The following is a 23,943-nucleotide window of genomic DNA, read 5'->3' as shown; positions in this document are numbered from 1 at the left end:
TTTATTGTCCTACTGCTACCTTAGCGTGTCGGATAACCTTATCATTCAATGTATATCCTGTTTGAACGCAGTCTATTACCTTTCCTTTCATGGCATCTCCCATGCCAGGAACCATGGCAATAGCTTCGTGGTAATCAACATCAAAGTCCGTATCGTTTGTCTCAATCTTCTTTACTCCCAGTGTCTCCAGTGTCTTGAGGAACTTTTTGAAGATGAGTTCAAAGCCCTCTTTGATGGCTACTGGGTCTTCTGTCTTGTCAGAAAGAGCACGTTCAAAGTCGTCTAAAATAGGTAAGATAGAGGAGATAGTCTTCTCACTTCCATTTAAGATTAGCTCTGACTTCTCTTTTAACGTACGTTTCTTATAGTTGTCAAACTCGGCTACTAAACGGATATACTTGTCCTTCCATGCTTCAGCCTCACTCTGTGCAGCGGCTATAGGATCAGTCTTCTCTTCTGAAGAAGATTCCTCTGAAGAATCCTTTTCATTGTTATCTTCAGTTTGTGTATTCTCTTCGTTCATAGTAGACTCATCATAGTTCTTTTCCAACTCTTCGCCTTCTATGTTTATTTTCTTTTCTTTCTTGCTCATATTAAAGTACTATTAATCGTGGTAGACACCTACAAATTGTATGCCATGTTGGATGTCTTTAGTACATACCAGCCCTCTGTTCCTTGATTTGTTCATCATGGATATAGTCGTCGTAAGTGGTTAACTTATCGATAGTACCACTTGGTGTCAACTCGATGATACGATCAGCAACAGTGTTGATGAACTCGTGGTCATGTGAACTAAACAGGATATTACCCTTGAAACTAACCAAGTTATTGTTAAATGCTTGGATACTTTCGAGGTCAAGGTGGTTCGTTGGTGTATCAAGGATGAGGCAGTTTGCATTCTGTAATTGCATACGGGCAATCATACAACGCATCTTTTCTCCACCCGAGAGGACGTTTACCTTCTTCTCAACCTCTTCTTGTTTGAACAGCATTCTACCTAAGAATCCCTTCATAGCAACCTCATTACCTGGACCGTACTGAGATAGCCAGTCGACCAGATTTAGGTCACAATTAAAGAACTCAGTATTGTCTAGTGGGAGGTAAGCTGTTGTAATTGTAACACCCCAGTTGTACGTTCCTTCGTCTGCTTTTCGATTACCATTAATAATCTCAAAGAGGGCTGTCATTGCTTTTGGATTGCGTGATAAGAATACGACCTTTTGCCCCTTTTCTATGTTGAAGTTTACGTGATCGAACAATACAGTGCCGTCTGGATCAACTGCTTTAAGGTCTTGTACCTCTAGAATCTGGTTACCCGGTTCACGTTCCATACTGAATATAATGCCTGGATACTTACGACTTGAAGGGCGGATCTCTTCAACGTTTAGACGTTCCAACATCTTCTTTCGAGATGTAGTTTGCTTACTCTTTGCAACGTTAGCAGAGAACCGGCGGATGAATTCCTCAAGTTGTTTCTTCTTCTCTTCAGCCTTCATTTTCTGGTTTTGAGCTTGTCTCAATGCAAGTTGTGAGCTCTCATACCAGAACGAATAGTTACCAGCAAAGACCGTAACTTTGCCGAAGTCGATATCAATCGTTTGTGTACTAACAGTGTCCAAGAAGTGACGGTCGTGTGAAACAACTAACACCGTCTGATGCTCGTCAATCTCACTTAGATAGTCCTCAAGCCATTCCACAGTATCAAGGTCAAGGTCATTAGTAGGCTCATCAAGTAGTAAGTTCTCTGGCTTACCAAACAATGCTTTCGCCAACATAACGCGCACCTTCTCTGTATTTGATAGCTCCGACATCTGCTTCTCATGTAGCTCCTCTTTAATACCGAGGTTCTGAAGAAGTTGTGCGGCATTGCTTTCTGCCTCCCAGCCATTCATCTCTGCGAACTTTAACTCTAGGTCGGCAGCGCGGTTACCATCCTCTTCTGTCATCTCAGGCTTGGCATATAGCGCCTCACGCTCCTTCATATTCTGCCAAAGACTATCGTGTCCCATGAGGACAGTATCCATCACTTTGTACTCGTCATATTTAAAGTGATCCTGCTCCAATACCGACAATCTCTCGCCTGGACCAAGCTCAATAGTTCCCTTGTTAGGCTCTAAATCGCCTGATATTGCACGAAGTAATGTTGACTTACCTGCGCCATTAGCACCGATAACTCCATATATATTACCTGGTGTAAACTTTAGATTAACGTCTTTGTAGAGAACTCTCTTGCCGAATTGGATAGCAAGGTTTGAAAGTGTAATCATCTTTTTCTAATACCTTATTATATAATAATTTGGCTGCAAAGGTACTACTTTTATTCCATTTCCCCAAATCTCTTGCTTTCTTCTCAAGCCTTGAGAAGAATTGTTATTGATAGGTAATAGTTATTGAGGTTGGCGTGTAGCCTATGGGAAGTAATTTCTTCTACTGATTTAATAGATGTATCACTTATTCTTCGTACATTTGCACCCTGATGATAAGAAAGAACCCATATACACAAGAGAAGTATAAGCATTATAAGGTAAGAGATAATGCTCCATTGCTGGAATGGCTGTTAGCTAACCTCAGCGAGAGTAAGAGTAAGGTGAAAGCAACGTTGCAGAACCGAGGTATAAAGGTTAACAGCAAGTGCGTAACGCAGTTTGATTATCCGTTAAGAGCTGGCGACAAGGTTTCAGTAAGTAAGAGTAAGAAGAACGATCTGTTCCGTAGTCGTTATGTGAAGATAGTCTATGAGGATCGCTTCTTAGTTGTGATTGAGAAGAACATAGGTATCCTCTCAATGGCTGCTGGTCACTCTGCTCTCAATGTGAAAGCCGTGTTGGACGATTATTTCCACAAGTCTCGACAGAAGTGCACAGCGCATGTTGTACATCGTTTGGATCGTGACACTTCGGGCTTAATGATATATGCTAAGGATATGCAGACCGAACAGCTCTTGGAGAGAGATTGGCATAATATCGTCTATGACCGCCGCTATGTGGCTGTTGTCAGTGGTGAGATGGAGAACGATGAAGGCACGATTGCCAACTGGCTGAAGGATAATAAGGCTTATGTCACCTATAGTTCTCCAGTGGATAATGGCGGTAAGTATGCCGTTACTCACTTTCATGTGTTGGATAGAACAGTGCGTCATAGTCTTGTTGAATATCGTTTGGAAACAGGAAGGAAGAACCAGATACGTGTGCATTCAGCCGATATGGGGCATCCAGTCTGCGGTGATGTCAAGTATGGCAATGGTGATGATCCTTTGCACCGACTATGTTTGCACGCTTATGTTCTTTGTTTCTACCATCCTGTAACACATCAGCGCATGGAATTTGAGACGCCTATCCCGATGAACTTCAGGCATTTGTTCAAGTAGGAATCTATGATGTTGTAAGATGGAACAATTCGAACAGTTCTTAGGCTTGTTATTGGCTTTAGTCGTTGGTGTAATATTGATTAAGAAGATAACAAGTTGTCTTTTCCGATTAACTATAACCCTTGTTCTATTGGGGATTATAGTCTGGTTCCTGTTGAATTACACGAGTGTCTTTCATTGAGTTAATCTATTAAGAACTTACAAATACAGAAGCTCTCTGTATAGCAACAGAGGCTTTCTTCTATTTAAGAAGGGCGTTTCCTCACATCAAGGAAACGCCCTTCTCGCATCAAAGATATGCCTTTCTCAAATGGAGAAGTGTTCCTCCTCCTCTGCTAATAGCTTTATTGCTGTTATTCAATAGTTCGTATTCTAATTGCTCTCCAATAGGTGTCTCTTCCATTAGAAAGGTTAAGTACGATCGTTGAAAGCCCTTTCCTACAATTTTATACACGCTTGTATAATTAGTTATACACGTGTGTATAATCAGTTATACACGTATGTATAATCAGTTATACACGTATGTATAATTAGTTATACAGCCTTGTATAATTTGTTCTACACGTCTGTAGAATTTGATACATCTTATAGGCAAGCAGTCATCATGGTATTACTCGTTCGATTGAATACTAACTTAAGAAGGGTTGCGAGGGACTATTGTCAGCCGATTCTTATATACCTTAATAATCTATCTAGGCATATTCTCTCCTTTTAAAAGAAGGCTTAGTAAAGTCGTTCGTAAGGAATGTTAGGGGACAGAAAAGCCCTATTCTTTTCCCCCGAATGATGGTAAGAGGAAAGGAATAGGGCTGTTGTTAATGTCGTTCTAATCGCTTACACTATTTGGCGAAAGGATAGAGAACGAAGCTGAAGGTTGTTCGCTTAACTGGAACACGATATTGCTCGGCAACACCAGGACCACAGGTCGCAGTACCAACACCGCTTTGCAGTGCATCTAAGTGTACTGTTACCTTTCCATCACGATAGAGTTGGTTGATGTGAGTAGCGCGATCGACAACACTATCAGAGAATGGTATTATAGAGAACTGGAAGGGTTGCTGCGCTGCAACCATCAGTTGGTTCTTTGTGTCAGAGAACTTCACCCATCGCACATCAGTGCGGTTGCCCGTTGCTTGTGGTTTCACATAATAATGGAACATAGCCTCTGCAGTGGTGTTGTAATGCCCAATCAATCCTGCTTGCTTGCGGTCGTTGTAAGTCTCAACATCACCACGACCAACGTATTCAACCTTCCCGAAGTCGTCATTCATGCGGAAGGTAAGCCCAATGCGAGCAAGCGATTTGATGATTGCAGTGTCTGGGTTGAAGGTTACTGATACAGCCAACGCACCATCCTTTTGTGGTTGATAAGTGAAGAGAGCTGTTCCAATGACGTTACCCTTCTTACCGATAATCTCGGTCTCTGCGCTCGTTACGTCCTTTTTATACGTAATCTTCGTTACCTTCTGCGTGATAGAATCAAGTCCAGCCTCACGCCAGAGTCTAAGTCCGAATTGGTCACGTCCATCGTTATCGGTTGCTGGACGATAAAGACTAAGGCAGAGCGGGGTAGCAAGATATTCCTTGTTTCCATTCTTCAAAGAGGTTAACTCGCCTGTTTTCTCATCCACCTTATAACTTGTGCGTTGCTTCTCACGAGGGAGATAGGTGGTGCAGTTCGCTGCTTGTTTCAGTGTGAACTGATCGTAAGCAACAACATCATTCTTGGTGATAACCAATCCGTCATTGACAGGTTGCCATGCGAGATCAAGGAAGGCTTCGGTAGTTGCCTTCAAGTTAGCAGTAGGGAAGGTGATAGTTGTTGTTTCATGAGGAGCGCAATCCACGTTCTTTGTTCCCTTGGAGAGCACCTTTCCGTTCTCATCAACAATTTGCCAGTTAAGCTGGTAAGCATTGAGATTGGTGAAGTCAAACCAGTTCTTTACCTTAATCGTTATTTCTTTATCGTTTGATACAAGCTCTGATTTAATGTTCTGGTAAATCTTCTTCACCTCTGCAAGATGTGGATGAGGCGTGCGATCGGCAGCAATCAAACCATTCGTACAGAAGTTGTCGAAGCTAGGAACATCCTTTGGTCCATAATCGCCACCATAGCTCCAATACCAGTTACCATTCTTATCTACCTCACGGAACGACTGATCCACCCAGTCCCATATACTTCCACCTTGCAAGATAGGTTCTTTCTCAATCAAATCCCAATAATCCTTCATGCCACCACAGCTATTACCCATAGCGTGAAGATACTCGCACATGATGTAAGGACGAGTGGTGTCAGTGCGTTTAGCGTATGCCTTCATGTGATCAAGTGAACGATACATTGGGCAATAGATGTCCGTGTTGAAGTTCTCTTCCGCACGCTCGTATTGTATCAAGCGAGTCTTATCAGCATTCTTAAGCCAGCGATATGTGTGCTCGAAGTTAGTGCCATTACCAGCCTCATTCCCTAATGACCAGATGATGATACTAGGGTGGTTTTTAGAACGCTCATACATACGGCGAGTTCTATCCATGTGTGCCTTGAGCCATGTACTATCCTTTGCTAATGACTCTTTGCCATATCCCATACCATGTGACTCGATGTTTGCTTCATCGATAACGTACAATCCGTATTTGTCACAAAGCTGATACCAATAAGCGTCGTTAGGGTAGTGAGAGCAACGAACCAGGTTGATGTTGTTCTGTTTCATCATACGAATATCCTGCTCCATAAGCTCCTTGCTGACGGTGCGACCGCGCTCGGAATGTTCGTGACGATTAGCTCCCTTGATAAGAATAGGCGTACCATTGATACAGAGTTGTTTGTTTTTTATCTCGATAGTTCTAAATCCTATCTTGCTACCCGTTTGCTCTGTTACATTACCATCTTTATCCTTTAAGGTGATAAGTAACGTGTAGAGATTAGGGTGCTCAGCGTTCCATGCAGCTACATTCTGTACATTCTTTGTGGTGAAGTTAACGATAGCATCGGCATCTTTCGGGTTTACAGTCTTATCTTCGGAGAGCACTTTGTTGCCCTTGTCATCCGTTAAGGTGTAATTGACAGAAGCAGCTCCTGTACCTTTAATATTGGTAGTTAGACTGAAAGAACCATTGTAGCTACCATCCGTCTGTTTGTCAACAGAAGCAGTTGTGTTATAGTCTGCTATGTATTGCATAGGTGTGGAGTAGAGATAAACATCCTGTTCAATACCGCTGATACGCCAATAGTCCTGGCATTCGAGGTAAGAACCAGAGCTCCAACGATAGACCTCCATCGCAATTACATTGTCCCCCTTGTCATTAAGATACTTGGTTATATCCCATTCAGAAGGCATCTTCGCACCTACATTGTAACCAACATATTGCCCATTGATCCATAGGTAGAAGAATGATTTAACGCCTTCACAACATAGAACGACACGGCGTCCCTTCCATGCAGCAGGTATAGTGAATGTACGACGATAGTCGCCTACTTCATTCTCTGCAGATGGTACATGAGGTGGGTTCTTCTTAAAGTTGAAGAGCTTATCATCAAACTCGTATGTCTCATTGACGTATATAGGTAAGCCGTAACCTTGTCGTTCCCAGTTGCCTGGAACATTGATGTCATTCCATCCCTGTACGGCAAAGTCAGGTTGATAAAAGTTCTTTGGGCGTAGCTCGGGGTTTCTATTCCAATGGAACTTCCACTTTCCGTTGAGCGACATATAGTAGGTGGAATGTTCGTAACCACCAGGTTGCTGCAATGCGGCAACAGATGAGTAAGGTATCACATAAGCATGTGGTTCTAACTTGTTCAGTCCTGTGCTGTATTGACTCTGCCACTCAGGAGTGGTAGTCTGAGCCAATGAGGATAGAGGAAGTAATATGCCACAAAGAATGCTGAATAGTTTTCTCATGTCAATATCTTGATAATAAATTGATAATATAAAAGTCTGTTCTTATTTCTTTCTTATATTGCTTTTGTTTCTTGGTTGAGTCTTTCCTTTCCTTGCAAGAGCTGCATCTTTGAGGAATTGCGTGCGGTCAACGTGTGGAAGAATCGTGTATTCTCCGTTTGTGATGTCATTCAATGAGAGACTAACAAACTCTATGTCATAGCCATCATTTTGCCCACGAACTTCGTAAAGGAAGCCTATGCGATGGTTAGACATATTAACCATTGTGGAGTAACAAGAAGACTCGTCAGTTACACGTAGTCCTTTTTTCCAATTCTTTCCAAGTGCTGCTGCTGTTGAGTAATCAGCATAACGGGCTATTTCCTTATAATAGAAACCAACGCTATCACGCTTTGCGCTGAGAGGGACAGATTGTAGGGCAACGAAGAGTTGTTTGTCATCAATATTCCTCTTAGCTGGTACGATGAGGATACCACCATTACATGCATTTACTTCCTTAGCGGTCATGTTCTTAGGCATTACCTCTTTACCCCATGATCCAGTAGCCTCTTTTGCATTGGTATATGTGAACACATTGAATCGTCTTCCACCATATACATTCCTGCAACTAAGTAATACACTACCATCTGGTAACTCCTCTAACTTTGATTCATCTTGTGCTATTGAAGGAGCGACAGAAGGATTACCAAGAGTATGCCAAGTATATCCGAAGTCATCTGAATAGATTACAAATGTACCGCAGATGTCCACGCCTTTTTGCCTGATCGGATGTGCTATATAAAGGCGATAGAACTTACCTTTACGTATATAGCGGCTTTGCATGATCTTACCAGATGTAAGGAATATACCATCAGGTTTGCCTCCGTTGGGTAGTTTCCCATCATAAAGACCATGTATCATCTCGGTTAGTTCAATACCATTGTCCCATGTCTTACCACCATCCTTACTATGGAAGAATACAGCATGTTGCGGATTCTGTCGGGTTGCTGTCTGGTATCCTGACTTTCCCGCAACGCAATGTAGGAGGACATTGTCAGATGTTCTATCTGCTACAATACTTGGGTCTCCAAAGGCAGCACGTACAGGGTTAGTTGCATGTTCATTGCCACGTGCAACGCAAACAGAGTCTGACCAAGTTCGACCAAAGTCTTGGCTTGTCTTCATAACAACGTTAATCTGCCATAAACCATTGCGATTGTTCCATCCTATATCACTATGGTTTAAGCGATAGTCGCATACTGCTAATAAAGTTCCTTTGCGTGTTTCTGTAATTGCAGGGATGCGGTAAGGGACGGTGCTATGAGCTCCGTCAAAGACAACGATTCTAAATTCACCATCATCTTTAGGTGTTTGGATAGTCTTTGCATACCCTGTCAAACATGACAAAGAGAGAATAAGTGAAAAGATAATATGCTTTCTCATTTTTGTTAAATGGGGAAGTTTTTGATTGTTTTGTTTAGTAATAATCACTGTTCTAATCGATAAGAACATGATTATATTGGGGTTTGTATAAACTGTACCTACCCTTAGCAGGTAGGTACAGTGTTATTTCTTAGAACAATGTAATTCAAAGAGTCTCTTTTAATTACAGCTGTCCTAAATGCTAAATCTTATATTCGACGAATGCTTCCATTGCTTCATAGCAAGCTAAACCGAGGTCATCGTATAGTTTAGCTGTTCCGCGATTGCGGTCTTCCGAACGCTGCCAGAAGAGTCGCTCATCGTTTCCGAGGAATGGAGCACTTTCCATCTGACTCTGGTGCTTGAGGATAGAGTTGCGCTTAGCACGTAGCTCTTCAGGACTGATAGGAACACACATTTCTATGTTCTCAATTTCCCATTCTGCCCATGCACCACGATACATCCATACGCGACAATCCTTTAGCCACTCTGCTTTAGCTTCTTTCTCAAGATCTAAAGCTGCAAGTACTGCATCGGTGCACTTGCGGTGTGTACCATGAGGGTCAGCCAAGTCACCAGCAACATAAATCTGATGAGGTTTCACCTTAGTGATGAGGTCTCTAACAATGTTTACATCAGCCTCGCTCATTGGGAGCTTTTCGATCTTACCAGACTCGTAGAAAGGAAGATCCAAGAAGTGTACGTGGTCGAGTGGAATCTGATTGAATGTACAAGCTGTGCGAGCCTCTCCACGACGGATAAGTCCCTTGATTGTGCGTACATCTTGTGTGTCGATATCACCTTCCTTCTTGCCTTTCAAGAAGTTCTTAATCTCTTTGTATTTAGACTTGATAACCTCATCTTGCTCGTTGCCGAATATTTGGTTAAAGCCATTGATGAAGTGCATGAAGCGTACAACTTCCTCATCTCCAACGGCAATGTTACCCGATGTCTCATAAGCTACATGTACATCATGACCTTGTTGTACTAGACGACGGAGAGTTCCTCCCATTGAGATAACATCATCATCAGGGTGTGGAGAGAATACAATTACTCTCTTCGGGAATGGTTTAGCACGCTCGGGACGATAGGTGTCGTCGGCATTAGGCTTACCACCTGGCCATCCTGTGATAGTATGCTGAAGGTCATTAAAGATCTTAATATTAGCATTGTAAGCTGAACCATAGAGTGCTAATAACTCACTAAGACCATTCTCATTGTAGTCTTTATTCGTTAACTTAAGGATTGGTTTACCAGTGATCTGGCACAACCATACCAATGCTGAGCGTACTAACTTATCGGTCCACTTGCATGAAGCAACAAGCCAAGGATGCTGGATGCGAGTAAGTTTTGCTGCAGCAGAGAGGTCGATTACTACATGAGCATCATTATGTGTTTGTAAGTAGGATGCAGGTACTGTCTCACTAATCTTACCCTCAACAGTTTTCTTGATGATATCTGCCTTTTCCTCGCCCCATGCTGTTAAGAAAATCTTGCGAGCGGCAAGTATAGTGCTAATACCCATAGTGATAGAGCATGGAGGAACGGTTTCTTGTGAACCAAAACTCATCTTCATCTCTTCGCGTGCAGTCTCATCAATGAGGATAAGGCGTGATGCAGAAGTGAGACTAGAACCTGGTTCGTTGGTCGCAATATTACCCATACGACCAATACCCAATAAGATAACATCAAGTCCTCCAAGCTCTTTAATGCGCTGTTCGTAGGCACGGCAATGTTCTTGTACCTTGTCTTGAGCAATCGTACCATCTAATGTATAGATGTTTTTCTCTTCGATATCTATATGATTAAGGAAGCGCTGCTTCAATTGATTGATACTACGATTTACATTCTCCGCATTCAGTGGGAAGTACTCGTAAGCATTAAACATAACAACATTCTTGAAGCTCAATTTGCCAGCCTTATGACGCTTGATAAGCTCCTCAAATATTGGTGTGAGAGATGAGCCAGAGCCGATACCTATGACGAGTTGTCGTCCCTCTTGTTCTCTCTTCTTAATCTCTGTTTCAAGTTGATTTGCTATATCGGCAGCACCTTCTTCTATGGTAGGGAATATATCAGTAGGCACTTTCTCAAAGCGCGTAATCTCTGATCTCTCGATAGCAGTTGATGGGTGATAAAACTCTTTAGGAACTTGGTTTAGTACGATTTGTGAACTTAGATTTAGTTTCATTATAGATTCTCCTTTTCTATATCTTTAAAGTATTTATATGTTTCAACAGTCAACTTGTCTGTTGCAGACTCATCACATACAATTGTTCCGTGCTCGTGCATCTGAAGGGCGCTGATAGTCCATTTCTGAGTGATACCTCCCTCAACAGCAGCACGAAGAGCCTCAGCCTTGTTATGACCATTTACAAGGATTAGAACCTCTTTTGCGTCCATAACCGTACCAACACCTACTGTTAAAGCATGTGCTGGAACCTTCTCTGGGTCATTATCGAAGAATCGAGAGTTTGCTATACGAGTGTCAGATGTCAGTGTCTTGATACGAGTACGTGAACGAAGAGATGAACCTGGTTCGTTGAAAGCAATGTGACCATCAGGACCAATACCTCCGAGAAAGAGATCGATACCGCCTGCTTCACGAATCATATCTTCATAGTGTTGGCATTCTGCTTGTAAGTCTTCAGCATTACCATTAAGTATATGGATGTTCTCTTTGGGGCAATCAATGTGATTGAAAAGATGCTCTGCCATAAATGAGTGATAGCTCTGTGGATGACTTTCAGGTAGTCCCACATACTCATCCATATTGAATGTGATAACGTTCTTAAAGCTCACTCTACCTTCTTTGTAAGCTTTCACTAGCTCAGCATACATACCCTCTGGTGATGAACCAGTAGGCAAACCGAGTACAAAAGGTTTAGCTTGATTCTTTGCGGCATTGATACGTTCAATAACATAATTAGCTGCCCATTTAGATAACTGATTGTAATCGGGTTCTATGATTAATCTCATAAGTTTTGGTTTTAATTATTTTGTTTGAATGTTCTATTTGTTATTTAAGGGCTTATTAGGCCTTTTCTTTCTTTGTTGTATCTGGATAAGTGAAAGGTACGAACCATGTAATTAGTAATGCAGGAATGGTACATATCAAAACAAAGATAAAGAATCTGCGATAACCAAGAATGTCACTACAGAGTCCACTTAGCATACCAGGCAACATTACTCCTAGGTTCATAATACCACTGGCGAAGGCATAATGCGCCATTTGATGCTTACCAGGCGCAACCTGTTGCATCATGAATAATGATAATCCTACAAATCCGAAGCCATATCCGAAGTACTCCATTACGATACCCCCACCTATCCATATCAAGTTTTCTGGTTGATAAATAGCCAAGAGCGTGTAGGCTATAAAGGGGATGTTAAATACTAATGCGAGGGAAAATAAGCTCTTCTTCAATCCTCTATGAGCAATGTAATAGCCAGCAAGGATAGAACCGATGACAAAAGCAGCAGCTCCGAATGTTCCATAGCAAAGTCCAATCTCTTGTTCAGTAAGCCCTAGACCTTGTTCAGCGCGGGGTGCTTTAAGGAAGAGAGGGACAATCTTCATGACAAAACCTTCTGCAAAACGATACAGAATGATGAAGAAGATATAGTATAGAATATGTGGTTTCTTGAAGAAATCAATGAATACTTTGAGTAGTTCATTTAATGAGTCACTAAGAGATTGAGGTGTTTCTTGTGCCTCTTTCTTTGGATTCGGAAGGATGAAATAATGGTAGATACCAATAGAAACCATTATGATAGCAATAATCAGCATGATGAATGTCCATGCCTTCGTAACGCCGAATATTTTGATGAGACTACCTGCAAGATATACCAATCCACCTGTTGCTGCAATCTTTGCAATGTTATAGAAGGCTCCTTGCCAGCCTATCCAGCGTGCTTGTTCCTCATTAGAAAGTACTGACATATAGGTTCCGTCAGCAGCAATGTCATGTGTGGCACCAGTCATTGCTATTACTGCAAGCATGGCAATGGTGATTGCGAAGAAAGAAGGGAGATGTAACGCAAAAGCTACTAATGCGAACAACAATCCCGTAAGTATCTGTGTGAGTACAACAAAGAACTTCTTTGTTTTGTATATTTCAAGGAATGGGCTCCATACAGGTTTGAATGTCCATGGAAGCATGATGAGTGATGTCCAAAAGGTAATTTGAGCATCAGATACTCCCATACCTTTATACATTAACGTGCAAACCATATTGAGAACAACGAAAGGCATACCCATTGCGAAGTAAAGTGTTGGTACCCATGTCGCTGGACTATGCTGCTTGCTTTGGTTTTGGTCTACCGTCATTTGGTTCTTAGTCTTTAGATTCATTTCGTTTATTTGGATGTCTTTTAAAGTGGATTCAAAGTTACAAATTTACTTATACTTATGGAAATATTTAACTATAATTTATCAATTAAATGTGTTATTTCTAGGCTATATGTCGTTTATTATTGCTAGTTCCGCTTTTAAGAGTCTTTATATGCTTTTTGTGATAGCATAGTTTGATTATCTAAGGATAATGTCGTAATTTTGCGGGGAGTAATACATAAATTAATTTACAATCAATTACCTATTCGTATGCAGAATAAAGCCTACTCGAAAATTCTGAGGGCTACGATTGCAAGTTCTTGCTTGTTTTGTATGCCTGCATTGCTCCCTGTAGCGCACGCTCAGGAGCATAATTTTGTTGTTATTAATCCATCTGACTCTCCTGCAGACATTGTTAAGAAAGCTGCAAATGTTGTTCCTTCGGCACGTCAGTTCAACTGGCAACGCCAGGAGTTGACAGCTTTCTTGCATTATGGGGTAAATACTTATACAGGCAGGGAGTGGGGCGATGGAACGGAGTCTCCAGCAATCTTCAATCCAACTAACCTCGATGCCGACCAATGGATACGTGAGTTGAAGGAGGCAGGATTCAAGTGTGCCATCCTTACATGTAAGCATCATGATGGTTTCTGTTTATGGCCTTCAGCTTATACTGACCATAGTGTGAAGCAGTCACCATGGAAGAATGGAATGGGCGATGTGGTTCGTGAGGTCAGTGATGCCTGTCATAAGTATGGTATGTCATTTGGAGTTTACCTCTCGCCATGGGATCGTAACTCTAAGCTCTATGGTACAGAGGAATATAACGATTACTTTGTTAAGCAACTGACAGAGTTACTCACGCAATATGGAAAGGTAAGTGAAGTATGGTTTGATGGTGCATGCGGTGAAGGACCTAACGGTAAGAAGCAGCACTATGACTTTGTGCGTTGGTATGAAGTTATTCGCAAATTACAACCTGATGCAGTGATAGCTGTGATGGGACCAGACGTTCGATGGGTTGGAACTGAGACTGGTAAAGGTCGTGAAATGGAGTGGAGCGTTGTTCCAAAGGATAATCTCGATCAGGATGCCATAGCTAAGAACTCTCAACAGGAAATGCTGACTCAGCCTGTTGGCGATATGCGTGGAGAGGATTTAGGAAGTCGGAAAGTCATTGAGAAAGCAAAGTCTCTCGTATGGTATCCTGCAGAGATTGACGTGTCCATACGCCCAGGTTGGTTCTATCATAAGGAGCAGGACAATCAGGTAAAGACTCCCAAAGAGTTGATGAATATCTACTTCTCATCAGTTGGAATGAATGGAGTTTTACTCTTGAATCTCCCTCCGAATAAGGAAGGTCAGCTTGCGGAGGCAGATGTGAAGAGCCTTCGTGGTTTCCGTCAGTTATATGATGCTACCTTTAAGCATAACCTTTTAGCGAATGCGAAAGTTACTTGTCAGTTACTAGAGGGTAAAGGTCAGAATCTGATAGATGATAATTATGATACATCCGTCCGTCCGAATATGAAAAAGGGTACGGCTGTGTTCCTTTTTAAACTCAAGCAACCAGCGACATTCAATGTGCTTTCTGTGCAAGAAGACATCCGAAAGGGACAGCGTGTAGAGCAGTTCTCATTGGAGGTAAAAGATGCCAAAGGACAATGGAAGAAGGTGACGGAGGGTACTACGATAGGGCATAAGCGCCTGTTGAAATTCGCTCCTCAAACAGCGAAAGAAGTACGTTTGGTAATTCATCAAGTGCGTGATATCCCCACCATTAGTGAGGTTGGTCTCTATCGTTTGGTAGAGTAGGAGAGCGGCAGACAGACCTGTCTTAAATAGAGCAAACGCCCTTCTTGATGCGAGATAACGCTTATCTCAACTCAAGAAGGGCGTTTCTTTGTTTGCAGGAGAACCTATCTTTTATCCCATTCGATTGATGGTCGCTTTGTAGTATCATACTGATGATACTTCTGGTTCTCCTATGTGTAGCAATGAATAGCACATACGTGTCACAAGTAGTAGCACATATGTGTCATGCGTGGTAACACATATGTGTAATGAGTGGTAACACATATGTGCTGTATGGAGATGACGCAAAAGAGGCTGTACCTCATCTCATTATCCACTTATTGTAGTGGTAAGAGAAGCGATACAGCCTCTTGTTCTTGCTTGTTGTAAACACCTGTGAGGATGTTTACTTATTATCGGAATTACTTAAAGATTTCAATCTCTGATAATGAGCCAAACGCCTCAGGTGTATGGTACTCAATCTTTAGGTAGCGTACGTTTGTAGTCTTCGTAGCAACGATGTCATTCCAGGTTGTTTGGTTCATCGTAATCTTGTCAGACATGAGTTTCCAGTTAGAACCATCGGTACTACCATAAACCTTTACGTAATCAGGATAGTAAGCATAATCTTCGTTGACAAATATTCCTAGGCTTATACCCTTTACACTTGTTGTTTGCTTCAAATCGATAGTGAGGTCGGTTGTACCTTGTGGGAGGTAAGTGTACTGCTCAGTATCTTCATCTGACATATCTTCTATTGATCCATAAGAGAAGTCTCTAGAAGTAGTGATAGTGTAATCTGAGCTAGAGATTTTGCTACCTGATGGAGTTGAAGATGATGCCTCGAAGTGGATATCAGCTACATTAATAGGGATGAGCACCTCTCCGCCTTGGATGTAATGCTTGTTGCCAGCCTTGTCATAATATACTGCACGCATTGGAAGGATGTATAATCCCTCTGCTGTGAACTTCTCTGGATGCTGCAATGTTACGGTAGTTTGCACATCTGATAAGTTCTTTGCACTTACCTGTGAAGCGACAGCGATACCCTCAGGAGCAAGCTTCGCCTCACCCTCACTCTTGAAGAGAGAGTTGTCACGCTCTAGTCCTACCTTGCAATCTTCAGTAAGCTGCTTGGTTGTAGCAAATTGGATATTCAATGTTGTGCCACTTGTATATGTAGTAGAAGAAGCACCAATCTTTGCTATACCACCTTCACCAATAAGCTTAGCAGTCCATACATCCTTAGGTTGAATAACGATGTAAGCATAGTCCTGCTTGTTTGTTGATGGATTCTTCAAGTCAGCACTTGAAGGCGTAATACGTACTGGTACGACTGTTGGTTTGGTAATCTTCTGGAGATTATTTACAGTGACTGGTATGTTTACTTGAGTAGTGCCAGTAGCAAAGTCAAATACTCCGTTGTTAGGAAGAGATATCTGATCAGCAGTAGCCACCTGATAATCTTTGTAAGTAGTAGCCAACAATGGAGCGTCAGCTGCTAATGCCACCTGAATCTTAGTAGCGTTAGTAAGATTACGACTAATGTTTGCTGTGAAGTTGAATGTGTGACTATTCTCACCCACAGGGATGTCACCAACGAAGTCGTTGGTATATTCCTGAACATTAGTTGGGAAGTAAACCAAGTTGTTTCGTGGGTCAGAGCCATGGAAATAACCTGGGATGTCGTATTCTCCATCGTAGTTGTAATCGTGGCTACAACCCGTAAAGGTTGTAGCTGCGAGTGCAACTGCTATAATATATATGTTCTTTTTCATATTGCTTAGTTACTTATTGAATGTTTATTCTGGGAACTTCTCATTCGACCATGTTATAAGGCTTTGGTCATACTCTGTACCATCGCCAGAACCTGGAACATAAACCTTGATAGTATTCTGCTTCTTTGATACATCCTTGATACCAGTCTTCTTGTCTAATGGAGCATAGAAGAGTAAGTCTGGATTGTCAGGAGTTTCAATGTATAAGTTATCAGCTATCTGGAATGCTGTGAGTGCTTTGTCATAGAGACGAATCTCACGAACATAGCCCTCGAATGCGCCCCAACTCATGTTCAACTTAGTGAAAGTCTCAACCTTTGGTACGTCAAACTCGTTATCAAGTACGCCATTGATGTAGCATCTTACATGCTGGTTCTTGTAAACCCAAGCAATGTAATACCACTTACCTGGCTGTAGCTTTGTTTTAGCAAATGCCTTAGGATCGTCTGTCTCACCCACCTTCATCTGCAAAGCACCATCAGCAGTGACACGAGAATAGAAGTCTGGAGAGAGAACTGCCTGGTTATCTTTGTTGCGATCAAGCTTGATAGCGTAAGACATTGTCCACTCATGTAAGCCTGTGTAAGGTGTTGGGAAAACGGTCTTCAAGTAGAAGTTCTTCTGACGTAGAGCGGTTGTATAGAGTACGCGGTCGATAGCGAAGATCTTTACAGAGCTTGAGCCTAAGAGCTTAGCACCATCAACTGAAGCAATCTTTACAGGTATTGCATACTTTGTTGAAGCATCTAAATCGTCACCAAGTGGCTTAACGTTTACATCGATAGTACCATTAGAGATATTTGCCTTATCAATGGTGAGATTCTCTGTTGATAGGCTGTAATACTTTGCAGGCAATAGCTTATAATGTGTGCCATTTGCCTCATTGTACTTTGTAAGCTCTTGCTCATCAACAGCAAACTTCAGAGTAGCATTAGATGATAGTCTGTTTGCTGCACGAGCAGTGAAGCTAGCCTTACCACCCGCTGCGTCTACTGTGAGCTTAGAGATAGGAGCAACATCTGCACCATCAATATATATTGCGTTGGGTAACTTGCCTTCATTACCCACCTCATCATAGTCTACATTTGCACATGACCATGTGAGACATGCAATAGAAGCGATACCTAAGAATTGAAATATATGTTTCATCTTGTCTATTTATGTTTTAGTTATTTTATAGCAGGATTCATGATCTGGATACCCTGACGTAGGTACTTGTAAGAAGGATTAGCTGCGTAATCTTTCTCCATGTGGTAACTACCGATACCGCCCTTACGTCCCTTTAGTGGTTGCCATTGAGCCATACCAAGGTAAGATGTGACAGTCTTTCCATCACGAGTCGTGAAGTTTACACCACCCTTAGCAGAGTAAGCCTCGAAGTTCTCTGTTACGATGAGCTTGCGAGCTACCTCCTCAGCTGATTGCTTTGACGCAAATTTGTTAGCAACCTGCTGGAAGCGTGTGTCAAGATCAGTGTAAGAATAGCAGTTGTAAGCCTGAAGAATGTAGTAGTTGAAGTAGAGAGCCATATCTGCAGAGAACCAGTAAGGTTCACCATCAACGACTAGCAGTTTCTTTCTACCTTCTTCTGTCTCAGCCTTTGGCCCGATACGCTTACCCATAGTGCGGATGAATAGATTCATACGATCGCCTTGCCACATCTCTTTACTGGTCTGGAATGGTTGTGGGATATAAGGCTCTGCGTCGAGATCGAAACCATCGAGGTTGTACTTATAGATTGTGTCGCAAATTGCATTAGCATACTTTACAATAGCGGCATTGATCTTCTCTTCATCACCATCTACCCAACCCCAGTAGTTGTGGTTGTATTGTTCCCATGTCTCACCTTTATCCTTTGATGCTTTAGGCTGTGCAGGGGTTACACCTTTACCGATGTCGAAAAGAAGAGCACATGCCAATGCACGGATACCTTTCTCTTCTTGGGCACGCTTCAAGTCTGCCTGTTGTGCCTTGGTTAGATTAGAGAAACCATCCCAAAGAGATACGAAGTCTGTACTATCAGGGAGATTATAGAGGCAGCGTGATGCTGGATTCTCACCTGTCCAGCCACCAAACCACCCGAAGGTGACTTGGTGATCTGATAGTTTGTACGCACGGAGGTTAGCAAGATAAGCCTCATGTGCTTTTGCCTGTGCAGCATCAGCATCAGCTAAGAGTCCGTCGATATTCTTTGTTGCAGGCTCTGTCCAATCGCTACAACTAACAGTAGCGAAGAGTAATGCTAAGAGACCGAAAATATAATATTTCTTCATGTGAATAATCTTTATAAGGGTTATTTATTCTTCTTATCCCACCATACACGTGTAGCGCCATTGTCAGGTCCATTCAATAATGAAACAGCCTTCTGAACATTTGCAAGGTTCTTGGTGTATTCATCATTTGAGTATGGAATACGTGTAGGACGGAGGTCACCATCAACATCACAATCTGTTGCGTTAAGAACAGAAGGGAATATACGAGGATATCCTGTACGGCGGAACTCTGACCAAGCCTCCTGTCCATCAGGATAGATAGCAAGGTACTTCTGTGTGATAATGCGTTCTAAGTTCTTCTCAAAGGTATCGCTGCTTTGCCATTTGATAGTGATCGTAGAGGCTGCAGTTGCATTATATTCAGAGTGTTGTGCATCAATAAAGTTAGCTGGTTTTGCTGTACTATTTGCTGCATAAGCTGTTGCTTGTGCTGAGCTTAAACCATTCTCTTCAAATGATGTTGCAATACCCTTGTCGTAGTATGACTGTGCTGAGCCACCGCCCATGTTCCAACCACGAAGTGCACCTTCAGCACGTAGGAAGTAAACCTCAGAAGCCTTCATGATGTAAATAGGTGTTGCGTCTTGCACATTGAGAGAAGATGACTTTGTCTTATCCAAGTAGTCTGTTGTGTTTGGAATACTTGAACGAACGCCATAGTAACCCTCGATACCATTATTCTTTGACTTTACAAAGTAAGAGGCGATACGTGGATCGTCATAACCCTTGAGGTATGATTCAATCTCTGCACCCATACGAACGTCATTGTAGCTGCCATTGATGATTACTAATGGATTTCGTAGAGAAACACCTGCACCCTTAGATAGCTGTGCAGCGTCTTTAGCAGATTCAATTACACCATAAGGATTATTGATTGCTTTCTCTGCATATTGCTGTGCAAGTGTTGGATTAGCGTAAACAATGCGCATAGCCAAGCGAAGCATTAAAGAGTTAGCAAACTTACACCACTTAGTGTAATTTCCCTCGTAAATGATATCATACTTAGGGAACACATCATGTCCACCATTGCTAAGAGCCTGAACAGCGTCGTCCAAATCTTTTAGCATAGCCTTATAAACATCTTCTTGTGAGTCGTATTCAGCTGTTGTAGCACCAGCGATACCAGCCTTGGTATAAGGAATAGGACCAAAGGTATCTGTTGCTTTGTGAACTGCTGCAACCTTGATGATTTGTGCTATTGCTAATCCTTCAGGATCATTAGCAGTACGCTTCTTAACGTCAAGGAAGTTACGGAAGGCATTACCAGCCATAACATTGTAGGTATACTGGCTCCATGGCTTCAGAGCATAGCTTGGGAAACCACGTCCAACCCACTTATTTTGAGCTGGTGCCATATAGCCAATCCAGCATGCACCTGCTAGTGTGTAAGGAATCTGATAATCATTAACATAACCTGTACCAGAAGAACCTACAGGGAAGATACTCTCTTCGAAAGAAGTAACAAAACCACCAACATTTAGGTTATCTTGTTCCAATTGTGTTTCTGTTGGCTGACGATGATCACGATTTATATCCTCAAAGTCAGCTTGGCAAGAAGCTAATAGTGATGCGGCAAGAGCCGAAACACATATAATAGAATTAATATTTCGTTTCATGAGAAATTCGTTTTAGAAGTTAAGTTTCAAGCTAAATCCAATGTTTCTTAGGCTAGGAGCACTGAAATAGTCGCTACCTTGACCATAAGTACCAGTAGAAGCAGCAACTTCTGGGTCGAATGGAGCCTTGTTGTAAATCATCCATAAGTTATTAGCGATGAGTCCAACAGTAACGCCAGGCCAGCCTTGTCCTAATAGAGTCTTAGGCAATGTGTAGCTTAGACTTACGTTCTGTAGACGAACGTTAGTTGCACTGTAGTAGTAGTAACCCATCAGCTGCTGGTTTGCAACAACCTCGTAGTATTTCTGTGGGTCAACTTTCTGTCCACCAGCAACCTCTACATAGCCACGATCTCTTGCATCTGCTGTTGCCTTAGATACACCGAACTGATCGAGAACAGCCTGTGTTGCAGAAGTTACGATACCGCCAACACGTGCATTGATAAGGAATGAAAGGTTAAGACCTTTCCATGAGATATTGTTTCTCCAACCCAAAGTGAAGTCAGGGTTAGTGTTTCCAATCTTTAGACGTTGACCATTTGGTAAGTCCATAGAAGAAAGGCTACCATCTGCACCAACAGCGATATTGCCAGCAGCATCACGCTTCAAGACCTTTGTGATATATACATCACCCATGCTATCACCCTCGCGAATGAAACCACCACCAGCTGAAGTCTCAGTAAAGTTGATTACCTGATTGTCAATACCTGTATGGTAATTGCGAACCAACTTCTTTACCTTATTGACGTTGCGGCTATATACAAGACGTGATTCAAAGTCAACGGCACCAACATGGTCATTATATGCCAAAGACATTTCTACACCAGTATTGGCAATGTCACCAGCCTGGATATACAAACCAGAATAAGGAGAAGTTGCAGAGAGCTCTGCTAAGAAGGTCTGGTTGTAGGTATTAGAGTGATACCAAGTAAGATCAAGGTTCAATTTGTTGTTGAACATACGTAGGTCTAAACCTAACTCGTATGATCTCGTTCTTTCAGCCTTGAAGTCATAGAAAGGCATGATGGTACGTGTTGAAGGAATACCATTAGAGATAGGGTAGGTCACTGTTCCGCGTGTAACGCCACGATAACGATCAGGGATAGGAGAACCTACTTCAGTATATGAACCTCTCACCTTCATGAATGAAATGAACTCAGGAAGTTTTGCCATCTTAGTAACAATGGCTGATAGACCTACAGAAGGATAGAAGAAAGAAGGTTCCTTTGCATTTACCAAGAGTGAACTCCAGTCGTTACGTCCTGTCATTGAGAGGAACAACATATCCTTCCAAGAGAGCTCTGCACTAGCAAAGACTGCTGTATTACGCTTACGGAACTCGGAGTCATTAGGTATCGCGTTTACAGGGTCAAGTGCTGCAGAAGAGAACAAGTTAGGAACCTTGAGGATCGGACCACCAAAACCAACGCCACTTGAGCGATAGTCTTCGAGGCTGGCACCAAGGTTAGCTGTTAAGCGATAATCAGTACCGAAGCTCTTATCAAGGTTGAACATCATATCCAAGTATGTCTGCTGATCGATGCTCTGAGAGTGGTTGTAGATACCATTACCATATGTACCTGCATACAAGATGCCCTGACCACTTGCGTGGAAACGACTCTCTGATTCAGTGTTAGTGTTATCAACACGTACACGACCAGTAACATTTAACCAAGGAAGAATGTCATACTTCAAGCTACTCATGAACATGTAACGCTTACGCTCTGTAGGAGTCATCATGTCGTTAACAATGAAGTAAGGGTTTTGCAACTGCATACCCTGGTCACCATAAGGCCAATATTGTGTAGCAAACTTGCGTGAAGCGTCGTAACGTTTGTACAACTGTACTGCTGACCAGTCCTCTCCACGTGGGAAAAGGTAAACGGCTGTCAATGGGTTGTAGTACTCACCAGGACGATACATGTTCTGTGTGTTCTGGATGATGTAACTAGCACTTACATCAAGATGTAATTTGTCATTGAGGAAGTCGCTTGTGTTACGAGCTGTAAAGTTGTAACGATTGTATTTGTTGTTAGGTAATATACCAGTTGCATTGGTTGTTGCAACAGAGATATATGTCTTATTTGTCTTTGTACCTGTTGTCAATGTTACAGAGTTGATGTAACTATGACCAGTGTTAAAGAAGTTCTTAGGATTGTAAGAAGATGGAGTTGCTAAACGATCGCCCCAGCTTTCAAAAGAACCTGCTTTGTTGCCATAAGTGTTTTGGAACTCAGGCATAACAAAAGGATTAGAGAACTCCATACTGCTTGAAACAGCAACCTTCACCTTTCCTTCTGCACCACGTTTCGTGTTAATCATGATAACACCATTAGCGGCAGCTGAACCATAAAGGGCAGCAGAAGAAGGACCTGTAAGAACGTTGATGCTCTCAATATCGTCTGGGTTAATATCTGCAATACCTTCACCACTTGGTTGGCTTGAGTAACGACCACCGCCAACATCACCACCACTCTTATTGAGCATTGGCACACCATCGATTACATAAAGAACGTTGTTACCACCGGTGATTGACTTTGTACCGCGCATGACAACACGAGTAGCACCACCAACACCTGACGTTGAAGCGTTGATGTTAACACCAGCAACAGCACCATTCAGACTGTTAACAAAGTTTACGTTCTTAACAGCACTAAGTTGTTCGCCACCAATCTTCTGTACGTTATAACTCAAAGCTTTCTCTGAGCGTTTGATACCTAAAGCGGTTACAACGACTTCGTCAATCTTGTGGGCTTCGTCTTTCAGGGTAATCTTCAGGTCAGAAGAACCTGTTACTTGAACCTCTTGCGTAAGCATTCCGACGTAACTGATGATAAGAGTTGACCCCTTAGGGACGCTTAACTCAAATTTACCATCAAGGTCAGTTGCTGTACCACTTTGAGAGTTCTTTACTCTTACCGTTGCACCAATAATTGGCTCACCGGCATTGTCAACGACAGTACCGTTAACTTTTACATCACCATTAGATTGTTGTGTTCCTAAGATACCTGTGCTTGTAGCTTTGGTAACAGCTGTCACCATATTTTTGCCGAGATTGTCAGATGAACTGACATGACCACTGGCAAACGCATTAAGGCAGCAGCAAGATAGGAAAACACTTACTGGGAGAATCTTTCCTTTTCTCATTGATTATAGTTGAGTTTGTTAATAAATTATCTAACTTAGGGGTCCTTTAGGGGTGTATTTAGGACTTTGTTGTCTAATATTAGGTTGTTCTTTCTTCACCTTTAGGTTTTGCAGATGCAAATATAATATATCCTATTGTAATATAGTATAGTGTACACACATCTTTTAACAAATATAAACACAAAAGAGACTAAATAGAACCTTCCTTCCCTTAATTCCGCAACACTATTATAAATTAAACTTTTTAAGTACCTGAGCAACAAAAAGTTGCTCAGGATTTTGCCATGTCAGAATTTTCACTTATCTTAGTGTTGCAAAAAAAAACAAGAGAATCC

Annotated in this window: 14 protein-coding genes; 2 read left to right on the top strand and 12 right to left on the bottom strand. The window is 42.1% G+C overall.

What is annotated here, in order from left to right; all coding sequences use genetic code 11:
• Position 1: 1 nt before the first annotated feature.
• The gene (locus F0475_RS07385; RefSeq protein WP_004384404.1) at positions 2–592 is read right to left on the bottom strand and encodes a nucleotide exchange factor GrpE; all 591 of its coding nucleotides are present in this window, start codon (positions 590–592) and stop codon (positions 2–4) included.
• 58 nt (positions 593–650) lie between these two features.
• Entirely contained in the window at positions 651–2,267 is a 1,617-nt protein-coding gene (locus F0475_RS07380) for an ABC-F family ATP-binding cassette domain-containing protein (protein WP_004384405.1), read from the bottom strand.
• Between the two features lie 209 nt (positions 2,268–2,476).
• On the opposite strand from F0475_RS07380, the gene F0475_RS07375 reads away from it, so the two are divergent.
• Entirely contained in the window at positions 2,477–3,367 is an 891-nt protein-coding gene (locus F0475_RS07375) for an RluA family pseudouridine synthase (RefSeq protein ID WP_004384406.1), read from the top strand.
• An 839-nt stretch (positions 3,368–4,206) separates the two neighbouring features.
• Here F0475_RS07375 and F0475_RS07370 read toward each other — a convergent pair.
• The 5 genes from F0475_RS07370 to F0475_RS07350 form a co-directional block, all read right to left on the bottom strand.
• Entirely contained in the window at positions 4,207–7,266 is a 3,060-nt protein-coding gene (locus F0475_RS07370; RefSeq protein WP_155716124.1) for a glycoside hydrolase family 2 TIM barrel-domain containing protein, read from the bottom strand.
• A gap of 42 nt (positions 7,267–7,308) precedes the next feature.
• Positions 7,309–8,688 carry a sialidase family protein gene (locus tag F0475_RS07365; protein ID WP_155716123.1) on the bottom strand — a complete coding sequence of 460 codons (1,380 nt, stop codon included), beginning with the start codon at positions 8,686–8,688 and terminating at the stop codon, positions 7,309–7,311.
• Positions 8,689–8,869: 181 nt separating this feature from the next.
• Positions 8,870–10,858 (bottom strand): glucosamine-6-phosphate deaminase, encoded by a 1,989-nt coding sequence (locus tag F0475_RS07360; RefSeq protein WP_155716122.1) that lies wholly within the window; start codon positions 10,856–10,858, stop codon positions 8,870–8,872.
• Complete coding sequence (gene nagB / locus F0475_RS07355; RefSeq protein ID WP_155716121.1) at positions 10,858–11,646, bottom strand: glucosamine-6-phosphate deaminase; 789 nt, start codon at positions 11,644–11,646, stop codon at positions 10,858–10,860. Before nagB ends, F0475_RS07360 begins: the two co-directional genes overlap by 1 nt.
• Positions 11,647–11,701: 55 nt before the next feature.
• Complete coding sequence (locus F0475_RS07350) at positions 11,702–13,021, bottom strand: MFS transporter (protein ID WP_155716120.1); 1,320 nt, start codon at positions 13,019–13,021, stop codon at positions 11,702–11,704.
• Between the two features lie 249 nt (positions 13,022–13,270).
• On the opposite strand from F0475_RS07350, the gene F0475_RS07345 reads away from it, so the two are divergent.
• A complete protein-coding gene (locus F0475_RS07345) occupies positions 13,271–14,815 on the top strand; it encodes an alpha-L-fucosidase (RefSeq protein WP_155716119.1) in 1,545 nt (514 codons plus the stop codon).
• Positions 14,816–15,216: 401 nt separating this feature from the next.
• Here the strand turns inward: F0475_RS07345 and F0475_RS07340 are convergent, their stop codons facing one another.
• From F0475_RS07340 to F0475_RS07320, 5 genes are read right to left on the bottom strand one after another with little or no spacing between them, the layout of a single operon-like run.
• A complete protein-coding gene (locus tag F0475_RS07340) occupies positions 15,217–16,572 on the bottom strand; it encodes a discoidin domain-containing protein (RefSeq protein WP_155716118.1) in 1,356 nt (451 codons plus the stop codon).
• Between the two features lie 24 nt (positions 16,573–16,596).
• Complete coding sequence (locus F0475_RS07335) at positions 16,597–17,721, bottom strand: DUF1735 and LamG domain-containing protein (protein ID WP_155716117.1); 1,125 nt, start codon at positions 17,719–17,721, stop codon at positions 16,597–16,599.
• 20 nt (positions 17,722–17,741) lie between these two features.
• Positions 17,742–18,845: a glycoside hydrolase family 18 gene (locus F0475_RS07330; protein WP_009434534.1), complete on the bottom strand. Its 1,104-nt coding sequence runs from the start codon at positions 18,843–18,845 to the stop codon at positions 17,742–17,744.
• A gap of 20 nt (positions 18,846–18,865) precedes the next feature.
• On the bottom strand, positions 18,866–20,461 hold the full coding sequence (locus F0475_RS07325; protein WP_009434546.1) for a RagB/SusD family nutrient uptake outer membrane protein: 1,596 nt from the start codon (positions 20,459–20,461) through the stop codon (positions 18,866–18,868).
• Positions 20,462–20,473: 12 nt separating this feature from the next.
• Positions 20,474–23,608 (bottom strand): SusC/RagA family TonB-linked outer membrane protein, encoded by a 3,135-nt coding sequence (locus F0475_RS07320; protein WP_155716116.1) that lies wholly within the window; start codon positions 23,606–23,608, stop codon positions 20,474–20,476.
• Positions 23,609–23,943: the final 335 nt, after the last annotated feature.

Origin of the sequence: Prevotella vespertina (assembly GCF_009728485.1) — a bacterium.
GTDB classification, from domain to species: domain Bacteria; phylum Bacteroidota; class Bacteroidia; order Bacteroidales; family Bacteroidaceae; genus Prevotella; species Prevotella vespertina.
Note: the sequence above shows the minus strand (reverse complement) of the source record. Positions and strands in the feature narration are given on the sequence as shown.

Bases quoted from the DNA above. Each gene is read 5' to 3' on its own strand.
- F0475_RS07360 (WP_155716122.1), bottom strand. From the start codon at position 10,858: ATGAAACTAAATCTAAGTTCACAAATCGTACTAAACCAAGTTCCTAAA.
- F0475_RS07365 (WP_155716123.1), bottom strand. From the start codon at position 8,688: ATGAGAAAGCATATTATCTTTTCACTTATTCTCTCTTTGTCATGTTTG.
- F0475_RS07325 (WP_009434546.1), bottom strand. From the start codon at position 20,461: ATGAAACGAAATATTAATTCTATTATATGTGTTTCGGCTCTTGCCGCA.
- nagB (WP_155716121.1), bottom strand. From the start codon at position 11,646: ATGAGATTAATCATAGAACCCGATTACAATCAGTTATCTAAATGGGCA.
- F0475_RS07380 (WP_004384405.1), bottom strand. From the start codon at position 2,267: ATGATTACACTTTCAAACCTTGCTATCCAATTCGGCAAGAGAGTTCTC.
- F0475_RS07370 (WP_155716124.1), bottom strand. From the start codon at position 7,266: ATGAGAAAACTATTCAGCATTCTTTGTGGCATATTACTTCCTCTATCC.
- F0475_RS07350 (WP_155716120.1), bottom strand. From the start codon at position 13,021: ATGAATCTAAAGACTAAGAACCAAATGACGGTAGACCAAAACCAAAGC.
- F0475_RS07385 (WP_004384404.1), bottom strand. From the start codon at position 592: ATGAGCAAGAAAGAAAAGAAAATAAACATAGAAGGCGAAGAGTTGGAA.
- F0475_RS07330 (WP_009434534.1), bottom strand. From the start codon at position 18,845: ATGAAGAAATATTATATTTTCGGTCTCTTAGCATTACTCTTCGCTACT.
- F0475_RS07320 (WP_155716116.1), bottom strand. From the start codon at position 23,608: ATGAGAAAAGGAAAGATTCTCCCAGTAAGTGTTTTCCTATCTTGCTGC.
- F0475_RS07345 (WP_155716119.1), top strand. From the start codon at position 13,271: ATGCAGAATAAAGCCTACTCGAAAATTCTGAGGGCTACGATTGCAAGT.
- F0475_RS07375 (WP_004384406.1), top strand. From the start codon at position 2,477: ATGATAAGAAAGAACCCATATACACAAGAGAAGTATAAGCATTATAAG.
- F0475_RS07335 (WP_155716117.1), bottom strand. From the start codon at position 17,721: ATGAAACATATATTTCAATTCTTAGGTATCGCTTCTATTGCATGTCTC.
- F0475_RS07340 (WP_155716118.1), bottom strand. From the start codon at position 16,572: ATGAAAAAGAACATATATATTATAGCAGTTGCACTCGCAGCTACAACC.